The 11156-nt window shown below is 36.8% G+C and carries 10 protein-coding genes and 1 pseudogene; 4 read left to right on the forward strand and 7 right to left on the reverse strand.

What is annotated here, in order from left to right:
* Positions 1-141 precede the first annotated feature (141 nt).
* Positions 142-780 carry a leucyl/phenylalanyl-tRNA--protein transferase gene (gene aat, locus ON07_RS12010; RefSeq protein WP_010231794.1) on the forward strand — a complete coding sequence of 213 codons (639 nt, stop codon included), beginning with the start codon at positions 142-144 and terminating at the stop codon, positions 778-780.
* A gap of 20 nt (positions 781-800) precedes the next feature.
* Here the strand turns inward: aat and ON07_RS12015 are convergent, their stop codons facing one another.
* From ON07_RS12015 to ON07_RS12045, 7 genes are all read right to left on the reverse strand, one after another.
* Complete coding sequence (locus tag ON07_RS12015; protein WP_010231797.1) at positions 801-1724, reverse strand: endonuclease/exonuclease/phosphatase family protein; 924 nt, start codon at positions 1722-1724, stop codon at positions 801-803.
* Between the two features lie 151 nt (positions 1725-1875).
* Positions 1876-2442, reverse strand: a complete 567-nt coding sequence (locus ON07_RS12020; protein WP_010231800.1) for a DNA-3-methyladenine glycosylase I — start codon at positions 2440-2442, stop codon at positions 1876-1878.
* 5 nt (positions 2443-2447) lie between these two features.
* Positions 2448-3164 (reverse strand): TonB family protein, encoded by a 717-nt coding sequence (locus tag ON07_RS12025; protein ID WP_010231803.1) that lies wholly within the window; start codon positions 3162-3164, stop codon positions 2448-2450.
* Positions 3165-3201: 37 nt separating this feature from the next.
* The gene (gene truB / locus ON07_RS12030) at positions 3202-3903 is read right to left on the reverse strand and encodes a tRNA pseudouridine(55) synthase TruB (RefSeq protein ID WP_010231807.1); all 702 of its coding nucleotides are present in this window, start codon (positions 3901-3903) and stop codon (positions 3202-3204) included.
* Entirely contained in the window at positions 3893-4687 is a 795-nt protein-coding gene (locus ON07_RS12035) for an undecaprenyl-diphosphate phosphatase (protein WP_010231812.1), read from the reverse strand. The genes truB and ON07_RS12035 overlap by 11 nt, the downstream gene beginning before the upstream one ends.
* A gap of 6 nt (positions 4688-4693) precedes the next feature.
* Entirely contained in the window at positions 4694-4951 is a 258-nt protein-coding gene (locus tag ON07_RS12040; RefSeq protein WP_029331911.1) for a DUF3098 domain-containing protein, read from the reverse strand.
* A 130-nt stretch (positions 4952-5081) separates the two neighbouring features.
* On the reverse strand, positions 5082-5960 hold the full coding sequence (locus tag ON07_RS12045) for a cell division protein FtsX (protein WP_010231817.1): 879 nt from the start codon (positions 5958-5960) through the stop codon (positions 5082-5084).
* A 114-nt stretch (positions 5961-6074) separates the two neighbouring features.
* On the opposite strand from ON07_RS12045, the gene ON07_RS12050 reads away from it, so the two are divergent.
* The 3 genes and pseudogenes from ON07_RS12050 to ON07_RS15435 all read left to right on the forward strand — a co-directional run bounded on the left by ON07_RS12050 (position 6075) and on the right by ON07_RS15435 (position 11067).
* Positions 6075-7013, forward strand: coding sequence for a ketopantoate reductase family protein (locus ON07_RS12050; protein WP_010231820.1), 939 nt, complete (start codon positions 6075-6077; stop codon positions 7011-7013).
* A gap of 84 nt (positions 7014-7097) precedes the next feature.
* A complete protein-coding gene (locus ON07_RS12055) occupies positions 7098-10397 on the forward strand; it encodes a leucine--tRNA ligase (protein ID WP_010231823.1) in 3300 nt (1099 codons plus the stop codon).
* Positions 10398-10451: 54 nt separating this feature from the next.
* A pseudogene (locus ON07_RS15435) lies at positions 10452-11067 on the forward strand (DUF4230 domain-containing protein).
* Positions 11068-11156 lie beyond the last annotated feature (89 nt).

Consider the following 11156-nt stretch of genomic DNA (forward strand, 5'->3'; position numbering starts at 1 on the left):
CTCGACTTTAGTTTATCCTTAGTGAAGTTGAAGGGCTCGAACAGACAAAACGGGACATTTTACCTTCTTAAAAAAAATATTTTAAAAAATTTGTGGTTTCAGGCTTCTATCACCTAAATTTCAATATCGAATCTAATTAAATTGAAATCTTCAACTCCATATCAAAAATTTCCACCGGTGGAATTTGCAAACCCGGACGGGCTTTTGGCGATGGGAGGAGATCTTTCCGTAGAACGCCTATTAGACGCATATAATCATGGCATTTTCCCGTGGTATGATGCTTCAGAACCTATTCTTTGGTGGAGCCCAGACCCTAGAATGGTCTTGTTCCCAGAAAATTTAAAGGTTTCCAAAAGTATGCGACAACTCCTTAAAAAGGAAGCTTTTAGGGTTACTTACAATCAAAATTTTTCATCGGTCATAGAAAATTGTGCTGCTATCCAGCGAGATGGGCAAAACGGAACCTGGATTACCCAAGAGATTAAAGATGCCTATTTGAAACTGCATCATTTAGGAATTGTGCAATCTGTTGAAGTATGGCAAAATGATGAATTGGTTGGCGGACTTTACGGCATTTATCTAAAAGAGAAAAAGGTGTTTTGCGGAGAAAGTATGTTCGCTAAAGTGAGCAATGCCTCAAAATATGGATTTATCAAGTATATAAGAAAATTGAAAGCCGAAGGGATTTCTCTAATAGATTGCCAGATCTACACCCGACATTTAAATAGTTTGGGAGCCACTGAAATTCCTAGAAAGGAGTTTTTGAAGTATTTGGAGTAAGAGTTCTACTAAAAAAACTTTTAAATCCCGACTCTTATGAAAATGGGCAAATGATCTGAGCCTACATTTTTTCCGGCATATCTTTCTAAAACCTGAAGATCTCCTCCAATCAAACAATGGTCTAAAGTCGTTCTTAAAGGGTAAAAGCCGACAGGCCAAGTTGAAGCGATTCCGAAACCATTTCTAGAATCTACCAAATCCGCATTAGAAAGTAGTTCTTGGAAATGTGATGAAAAAGAAGACGTATTTAAATCGCCTATTAAAATGAAATTTTCTGAAAAACCTCTTCTCTTTCTAGCAATATCCTGCAGCTGACTATTTCTTGAATCAAAATATGCTGAACTAATTGGCGGAACGGGATGGGAAGCTAAAATGCTAAGTGGTTTCCCACCGAAAGACAATTCTGCCTTTATAGATGGTTTTAAGCTATTTTCAAAATACACGATGGAAGAACTCATATCAATTTTACTGAATAAAGCAATTCCAAAATTGTCATGTCTCGGTTCTACTTTGTAAAATGGATAGGATTTAAAAACACTTTTCAATTCGGTTTCCCAATGAGGAGTCAATTCCATTAAAACCAATATATCATGATCTTTCTCTCTGATTAATTCTAAAACTTGAGCAGAATTAGTATTTGATGATAGAAGATTTACGGAGAGAATTGATAAATCTTCATTAGTGTTTTCAGAAATAGTAGCATTGGAAAAATATAGCGGAAGTATATAAATACTATTCCAGATAACTAAGGATACAATGAAAAGCTTAGAGAAAAGCTTACTTTTTATATGAAAACTTATTAGGAACAAAAAGAGCAAAACCAATATATATTGAACTCTAAAGTGTGCAAATAGGTCTAAAAACCAAAAATCATAAAATAGGCTGGGTAGAATTGTGGAAAAACCAAGGGCAACTAATATGAACCAATATAGTTTTTTAAGCAAGTTTTTTCTTTTATGGTTTAGTAAACAACCTTATAGTATTGCAATTTTTCGTCAAGCTGAACTAGTTTCAGCTTCTTTTGAACTCCTAGAGAGACCCTGAAACCTGTTCAGGGTGACGATATTTGTAAAAGTCAAATGACTTAAATATTACTTAAACCTCATTATATCTAAAACAGTCTACTTCGTGATCGTTGATCATTCCTGTCGCTTGCATATGAGCGTAGATCACCGTGGAGCCAACAAATTTGAATCCGCGTTTTTTAAGGTCTTTGCTTAGTGCATCGCTAATTTCTGTTGTTGGAGGTGCTTTTTTATAATCGATAACAGCATTCGTTACCGGTTTTCCATCTACAAATCCCCAAATATAGTTGCTGAAGCTTCCAAATTCTTTTTGAACCTTCATAAAGAACTGTGCGTTGGTCACCGTGGCTCTTACTTTTAATTTATTTCGAATGATTCCGGCATCTTGTAAAAGCTCCTGAATTTTGTCTTCAGAATAGTTTGCGATTTTCTTATAGTCGAATGCATCAAAAGCTTTTCTGAAATTTTCCCTTTTCCGAAGAATCGTAATCCAACTTAATCCTGCCTGAAAAGTTTCTAAAACCAAAAATTCAAAAAGCGTGGCATCATCAAACACGGGAACTCCCCATTCTTCATCATGATATGCTTCGTATAAAGGATCGCCTTCGCACCATCCGCAACGTTTTTGCTCGCTCATACTGCTTAAGGCTTAAAATTATACGTAATTGTACCTGGTTGGGAAGAACGGCCCGGCATGGAGCTAAAATATGCCTGATTCGCATATTCTTCGGCTTGATCGGTCAAACATTCATTATTGGTTGATGAGCTGCTTTTATTGACACTAGTAGAAATAACCCGTCCGTTTTCATTCACTGTGATATTAATTACCACTTTTCCAGATCTATCACAGGTATAAATAGGATTTGGAATATCAATGGCTGTGCGCCCTTTTAAAGAATAAGAAATAGAACTATTATCTATCCCGCCTTTCTGGGCCGATTTTATTTCTGAAGATTTATCGCCGTCAGATTGTTTTTTGGGTTCTTTTTTCTTCGCTGAAGCGAGATTATAACTACCAACCGTATTGGAAGCATTTTCATCTGAAGATTCTAATTGAGCAGCGCTATTTTTTTGAAAGATCTCATTTAATTGTTCATTGAAATTAGCATCTCTCGCTCCCTGATTCTGATTGAAGGCTTGATGGGTTTCAATATTCTCCCGGGCTTTGGTTGGCACCAATTCTTCCGGTTCCTTTTCTTCTTCTACGACTTCTTCAACCTTAAAACTATCTAGATCCACCAATAGCTCTCGCTCTTTCTGAATATTATTGGAGAGATTTAAATTATATAAACTCAAAAATAATACAGCAAAAAACAACAACGTGATGATCAGGGCTTTATGTCTGTCAAAAAAATCCATAGAATTTAAACTTCGAAAACGTATAATTATTCTGCGATTAAGGTAGCAATTTTTCAAAAGATGCAATATCCAATGAATCTACTACATTAAAAGTGCCAATTTTAGTTCTTCTTAATGCTGAAAGGTGTGCTCCGGAATTTAGTGCCTTTCCAAAATCATGTGCAAGGCTTCTAATATAAGTCCCTTTGCTGCAAGTAACTCTAAAATCCACATTTGGCATTTCAATATTGGTGATCTCGAAGGTCGAAATAGTTACTTTTCTGGATGGAATTTCTACATCTTCTCCATTTCTGGCATACTCATAAAGACGTTTACCATCTTTTTTTAATGCTGAAAATACCGGTGGAAATTGTGAGATTTCTCCAAGAAAGTTTTTAGTTGCTTCGTGAATAGCTGCTTCAGAAATATGACTAGTCTCAAAAGTTTCATCAATTTCTGTTTCCAGATCATAGGAAGGAGTCGTGCCACCTAAAGTAAATGTGCCCGTATATTCCTTTTCTTGACCTTGTAATTCTTCAATTCGCTTTGTGAATTTTCCGGTACAAATAATTAATAATCCGGAAGCCAATGGATCTAAGGTTCCTGCGTGGCCTACTTTAATTTTTTTTATTCCGCAGCTTTTGCGAATAAGCCAACGCACTTTATTTACTACTTGAAAAGAAGTCCAGCCTAAAGGTTTATCAAACAAAAGAATTTGTCCTTCTTTAAATTCTTCAGAGGTGAATGTTTTAGTTTGCATACCCAAAGCCAATTGCGATTATTCCAACGATTAGACAATAGATAGCAAAATAAGACAGTTTGCTGTTCTTTACCAATTTGATCATCCAGGTACATGCAACCAATCCTGCTAAAAAAGCAGCTACAAACCCAATAATTAAAATAGAAGTTTCTGTGGTGCTTTCGGAAAGATCTCCGCTAAGAACATCTTTGGCAATTTTCCCTAAAATTAAAGGCACCACCATTAAAAATGAAAATCTTGCCGCTTTTGCTTTGTCATTTCCTAATAAAACCGAAGTAGAAATTGTTGCGCCAGATCTAGAAATTCCCGGTAATATTGCAATTGCTTGAGAAATTCCAATCACGAAAGCATTTCGATAACTAACAGGTTTTTCGGTATTTTTGGCTTTATCTGCCAACCACAATAGCAAAGCTGTTATAATGAGCATAAACCCAACCAACAGTAAATTCCCACCAAAAAGCACTTCCATTTCGTCTTCAAATAGAATTCCCACTAATGCTGCTGGGATCATGGAAAGGATAATCTTTAATGAAAACTGTGTTTCCTCGTTCCATTTAAACTGAAAAAGACCTTTGAAGATTTCTAATATATCTTTTCTAAAAACTACAATGGTACTTAGTGCAGTTGCGAAATGTAAGACAACTGTAAAGAGCAAGGATTCGCTTGGGATACTGTTGTCTCCAAGAATGGCTTTTCCAAGTTCTAAATGGCCACTGGAAGAAACGGGTAAAAATTCGGTAAGTCCTTGAATGATTCCAAGGATTACGGCGTCAAATTCGTTCAAAGTAAATTATTTTTTGTTGGGATTCAATAAGATGGCGTAAACCTCAATTCCAAAACCTATTAAGACCAATGCAGGAGCTAATCGGATTCTTTGAAAATTATAGATAGCCGGATTAAATACATTTGGATCGTCACTACCACCTCCAGACATTAAAATAAAACCCAGCGCAATTACTGCAAGCCCAATAAACATAAAAGTATAATTCCGTTTCCCGAAGACAAAGTTCAGATCTTGTTTATGGAGAGGTTTTTTGTTCTTGTTCATCAGTTATGGTTTAAATTAACTCAACTTAGCCACGAATGCACGAATATTCATTATAATAAAAGTCGTTGATGCATTAGTTTATCGGCCTCAAAATTAGCTAAAATCTCCAACTTAATAGTTGCCAGTTTTTTTAATAATACAATTCGTCGGTTTTAAGATTCAGGAATCTGGAAGTAGCAAAAAAGGTACTTAACCAAGTAATAAGCGCTCCCATTAGAAAAATCCCTACAAATAAACCAGTTAATATTTTCTTATCGCTTAATAATTCCAATTCCGGAAAACTATTATTTAAATAGTAAAGTACTCCGGCCATTCCAATTAAAGCCAATACGGCTCCAATAATCCCTAACTTCACACTTTGCCAGATAAATGGCCTGCGAATAAAACTTTTGGTAGCCCCAACCATTTGCATGGTTTTAATAATAAATCGTTTTGAGTAAACTGCCAATCTAATAGAGCTGTTTATTAAAAGAACAGCTATAAAAGTGAAGATCCCACTAATTACTAACACCCAAAAGCTTATTTTTTTAACGTTGTCATTTAAAAGTGAGATCAGAGGTTTGTCGTAAACCACTTCATCTACATAGTTTTTAGAAGTTAGATCTTCAGCAATTTTGTCTATCTGATCTGAAGAGACATAATCTGCTTTCATGTGAATATCTATAGAATTTTGTAGAGGGTTATAACCTAGGAATTCCATAAAATTTTCCCCTATTTCCTTGCTGTGCTCTTCTGCAGCTTCTTCTTTAGAAACAAAAACACTGGATTTGGTATATTCTGCTAATGCCAAGCTCTTTTTTAACTGCTCGATCTCCACATCTTTCGCAGTATCTTTAAGATATACTGTTAAGGCAATTTGTTCCTTAAAATGATCAGCTACCTTTTTGGTGTTCAAAACCAATAAGCCTAATAGGCCTAATAAAAATAATACTAGCGAAATACTTATAACTACAGAAAAATAAGACGAGATCAATCGTCGTTTTTGATACCTTTCAAAAGATGCACTCATATAGTAATTATAGATTTTGGTGTAAAAATAAGAAAGTTAAGCGTTCACTTTCTTTAAAACGTTCAAAGTTTCCAAATTATTCTTATTAGATTAATTTAGTTGAAAATTACAAGCATGAGAATATTAGTATATGGCGCTGGAGGTATAGGTGGATATTTTGGAGGTAGATTGGCCGAAGCAGGGAATTCGGTTAGTTTTATCGCCCGCGGAAAACATCTGGAAGCAATTAAAAAGAATGGTTTAAAGGTGGAAAGTATCAATGGAAATTTTACAATTACACCAACATTAGCGACAGATAATTTAAGTGAAGTTGAAGCTCCCGAATTAATAATCTTGGGAGTAAAATCCTGGCAAATTCCGGATGCAGCAAAGGAGTTAAAATCGATTATCAATGAAGCTACCATGGTATTACCACTTCAGAATGGAGCAAACAATGTAGAGAATTTAATAAAGGTGTTGCCTGAGAAAAACATTCTCGGCGGACTCTGCCATATCGTAAGTTTAGTTGAGGCTCCGGGGAAAATAAAACATGTAGGTTTTGAGCCTAAGATCACTTTTGGAGAATTAGATAATTCTAAATCTGAAAGAGTTCAAAAACTTCAAAAAGTGTTTACAGAGGCCGGAATTACTAATGTAGTTTCAGAAGATATATCGTTAGAAGTTTGGAAGAAATTTTTGTTCATAGCTACCATAAGTGCATTAGGTGGACTTACCCGAGTTCGTATAGGAGAAATGAGAGAAAGTGCATATTTAATGGATCTCATGAGAAAAACTTCAGAAGAAATTAAAAATGTAGCTCACGCAAAAGGAATTGCTTTAAAGGAAGAACATATAAAGGCTGCTTTTGAAGTGATACATAAGTTAGATCCCAAAACCACAGCTTCCACTCAACGAGATATCATGGAGGGAAAACCTTCAGAATTGGAAAATTTTAACGGCTATATTGTAAATGAAGGTATGCGTCTTGGCATTCCAACTCCCGTGAATCAATTTATCTATGAATGTTTGCTGCCAATGGAGAAGCAAGCTAGAATACAGCTAGAATCTGTCTAAAAATAGGACATAGAAAGAAGTTTAAAATTGTAAATTTGCGCGCATTACAGTGAAGTATTACTGCGTAATCAGAAAAAATAGAGGATGAGTTACCATTTTAATGAGATTGAGGCCAAATGGCAAAAATATTGGGCAGAGAACCAAACTTTTAAAGCGAAGAATAAAAGTGATTTGCCAAAATTCTATGTGTTGGATATGTTTCCTTATCCTTCCGGAGCGGGATTACATGTGGGGCACCCTCTAGGATATATCGCCAGTGATATTTATGCAAGATTTAAACGTCACAAAGGATTTAATGTGTTGCATCCGCAAGGCTATGATAGTTTTGGTTTACCGGCGGAACAATATGCCATTCAAACGGGGCAGCATCCCGCAATTACTACTGAAGATAATATAAAAAGATATCGCCAGCAGCTCGATCAAATAGGTTTTTCATTCGATTGGAGTAGAGAAGTGCGAACCAGCGAACCAGATTATTACCGCTGGACGCAATGGATCTTTATTCAACTTTTTGAGTCTTGGTACGATAAAAATCAGGATAAAGCACGAGCTATTTCAGACTTAGAAACAATTTTTGCTGCTGAAGGAAATACCACTGTTAATGCCGTTTGCGATGAAGATGTAGAAACATTTAATGCGGAAGAATGGAATGCTTTTTCTACTGAAGAAAAACAACAAGTCCTTTTAAAATACCGACTCACCTATTTAGCTGAAACCGAAGTCAACTGGTGCCCGGAACTGGGGACTGTGCTGGCGAATGACGAAATTGTAAACGGAGTTTCAGAACGTGGAGGGTATCCGGTAGTTCGAAAAAAGATGACACAATGGAGCATGCGTATTTCAGCATATGCCCAACGTTTACTGGACGATCTTTCCGGTATCGATTGGCCGCAACCACTTAAAGATTCCCAAACCAATTGGATTGGACGATCTAAAGGGGCGCTTGTAAAATTCCCCATCCTAACCTTCCCCAAAGGGAAAGGAAACTCAAGGCCTGGTTATATGACTGGTGGAAACAACTCTCATTTGTTGCTTGAGAAAGCGAAGAAAATGAGAAATAATCCGACAGATGCTGAAAAAATACTTTGGCAGGAATTAAAAGCAAAGAAATTAGGATCAAAGTTTAGACAACAACATTTAATTGCAGATTTCATAGTCGACTTTGTTTGTTTGACAAAGAAACTTGTTGTAGAAGTTGATGGTGGAATCCATCTTTCTCAAGAAGAAAAAGATATAGAAAGGTCTAGGATTTTAAATGACCTAGGATTTAAAGTAATTCGTTTTACTAATGAAGAAGTAATAGGAAACTTAGATTCAGTTTTAGAAGATATCCAAAAAGAATTAAATAATTATAAAGTTCCCCCTCTGGGGGATAGGGGGATTGAGGTATTCACTACCAGGCCAGATACTATTTTTGGAGTGAGTTTTATGACACTTGCTCCCGAACATGAACTGGTGCAGGAAATAACTACCGAGGAACAAAAAGAAGCGGTTAACGCATACATAGAAAAATCGGCTAAGCGAAGTGAGCGCGAGCGAATGGCAGATGTAAAAACCATTACTGGAGTATTTACAGGCGCTTATGCAATTCATCCATTAAGCGGGGAGAAAATTCCAGTTTGGATTGGAGATTATGTTTTGGCTGGCTATGGTACCGGAGCAGTAATGTCGGTTCCTTGTGGGGATCAGCGGGATTATGATTTTGCAAAACATTTTGGACTGCCTATTCCAAATATTTTTGAGGGAATAGATATTTCTGAAGAAGCTTATGCCGAAAAGAATGGAACTAAGATCGCGAATAGCGATTTCCTTAGCGGACTAAGCTATAAAGATGCTACTCAAAAAGCCATTGAAGCCTTGGAAGCGGTGAATGCAGGAAAAGGAAAGATCAATTATAGATTACGGGATGCTGTATTTTCCAGACAGCGGTATTGGGGAGAGCCATTTCCTGTGTATTATGTAAATGGGTTGCCACAAATGATCGCAGATGAGCATTTACCACTTAAATTACCGGAAGTAGAAAAATACCTTCCAACAGAAGAAGGCGAGCCGCCTTTGGGGCGTGCCACTACTTGGGCATGGGATGCGAATAACAATAAAGTTGTGTCCAATGAGATGCTGAAACAAGTTCAGCATGACAAAATTAGGGGTGATGTCACCCCGAGCGGAGTCGAGGGGTCTTCTGACAGTGGAATATATCCTCTTGAACTCAACACAATGCCGGGCTGGGCTGGAAGTTCTTGGTATTTCTTTAGATATATGGATGCCGACAATCAGGAGAGATTTACTTCAGAAGAAGCTCAGAAATATTGGGAAAATGTAGATCTATATATTGGAGGAAGCGAGCATGCTACCGGACACTTGTTGTACTCCAGGTTTTGGGTGAAATTCTTATACGATCGCGGATTAGTGACGGTAAAAGAACCTTTCAAAAAACTCATCAACCAAGGGATGATTCTTGGGATGAGTGCGATGGTGTATAGAGTTGAAGGGGAGAATACTTTTGTTTCCAAAGGATTGATCGAGGGTAAAAATGTGCAGCCAATTCATGCAGATGTGTCTATGGTAAATGCTTCAGACGAATTGGATGTGGAAGCTTTTAAACAATGGAGACCGGAGTTCGCTGATGCTGAATTTATTTTAGAAAACGGAAAATATATCGTTGGAAGAGAGGTCGAAAAGATGTCTAAATCCAAATACAATGTGGTAAATCCGGATGAGATCTGTGCTCAGTATGGCGCAGATACCTTACGCATGTACGAGATGTTCTTGGGGCCTTTGGAGCAAGCCAAACCCTGGAATACCGCTGGAATTACAGGAGTTCACAGTTTCTTGAAAAAACTATGGAAATTGTATCATTCCTCCCCCAACTCCTCCGAAGGAGGGGAGCCGTCTTTTCATGTTTCAGAAGGAAAGGCTTCAGCCGATTCTATGAAAACCCTACACAAGACCATCAAAAAAGTAACAGAAGATATTGAGGAATTCAGCTTTAATACTTCGGTATCCACTTTTATGATTTGTGTGAATGAGTTAACGGCTCAAAAATGCAATCAGCGTGAGGTATTAGAACCTTTGGCTATTTTAATTGCACCTTATGCCCCACATATTGCTGAAGAGCTTTGGAGTAAATTAGGACATAAATCCTCTATTACTACAGCTAAATACCCGATTTTTGATGAAAAACATGTGGTAGAAAGCAATAAGGAGTATCCTATTTCTTTCAACGGGAAAATGAGATTTACCATAGAGTTGCCTTTAGACCTGGGGAAAGATGAAATCGAAAAAGCGGTCTTGGCAGATGAGCGCACACAGAAACAGTTGGATGGACGAGCTCCTAAAAAGGTAATCGTTGTTCCCGGTAAGATCGTGAACATTGTTGGCTAGGTGCAGGTTTCTATTAGTGTTAAATTGTAAATAGCTTTTAGTTATATTTGATATATGGAGTATCTTTTTATAGGCCTTGCCGCTGGAGCCATTTTGGCCTATTTTCTATTTTCGAAGCTGAATAGTCAGAAAAATAGATCTCGGGCAGATGAGCAATCTATTATCCTGATGGATAAAATTAAGAGCGTTTGTAAGTTTATCTCTGTGGAAGGAGATTTTTCTGAGATCTATCATTACGAAAATATGAAGGAGAAGTATGTGAGTTTGATCTTAGGAAAGAAAAAGGCTATCATCCTTATAACTGCAAAAGCTCATGTGGGCTTCGATCTTAGCAAAGTAAGAATGGAAAGTGATATAGAAAATAAGAAAATCATTCTCACTAATTTTCCAAAACCCGAATTACTAACAGTAGAAACCGATTTTAAATATTACGATAAACGTGAAGGTTGGGCAAATCCTTTTACAACATCAGACCTTACCGATATTAGTAGAGATTCAAAAAAAGCACATAGTAGATAAGATTCCTCAAAGTGGCTTGCTTGAAAAAGCAGAAAAAGAGGCAGTAGGAACTATTCTCCTAATGGAAAAGATTGTGGAAACCATCGGGTGGAAACTAGATTATACTGCCTTGGAAGTTTCTTCAACAGAACCGGCGAAAATTTCAAAATAGATTTTTAATTGTCTTTGTCAAACTGTCCCGATATTCTTATGGATTAACCAAATTTAAATCATGGTTTTTTTCGTATTTTCTGTTTTCTC

Source organism: Gillisia marina (assembly GCF_000258765.1).
In the GTDB taxonomy this organism is placed as follows: Bacteria; Bacteroidota; Bacteroidia; order Flavobacteriales; family Flavobacteriaceae; genus Gillisia; species Gillisia marina.

What these genes read in the sequence shown, in the direction of transcription:
- ON07_RS12045 (WP_010231817.1), bottom strand. Translation starts at nt 5,960, where the DNA reads ATGAGTGCATCTTTTGAAAGGTATCAAAAACGACGATTGATCTCGTCT.
- truB (WP_010231807.1), bottom strand. Translation starts at nt 3,903, where the DNA reads ATGCAAACTAAAACATTCACCTCTGAAGAATTTAAAGAAGGACAAATT.
- ON07_RS12040 (WP_029331911.1), bottom strand. Translation starts at nt 4,951, where the DNA reads ATGAACAAGAACAAAAAACCTCTCCATAAACAAGATCTGAACTTTGTC.
- ON07_RS12050 (WP_010231820.1), top strand. Translation starts at nt 6,075, where the DNA reads ATGAGAATATTAGTATATGGCGCTGGAGGTATAGGTGGATATTTTGGA.
- ON07_RS12020 (WP_010231800.1), bottom strand. Translation starts at nt 2,442, where the DNA reads ATGAGCGAGCAAAAACGTTGCGGATGGTGCGAAGGCGATCCTTTATAC.
- ON07_RS12025 (WP_010231803.1), bottom strand. Translation starts at nt 3,164, where the DNA reads ATGGATTTTTTTGACAGACATAAAGCCCTGATCATCACGTTGTTGTTT.
- ON07_RS12055 (WP_010231823.1), top strand. Translation starts at nt 7,098, where the DNA reads ATGAGTTACCATTTTAATGAGATTGAGGCCAAATGGCAAAAATATTGG.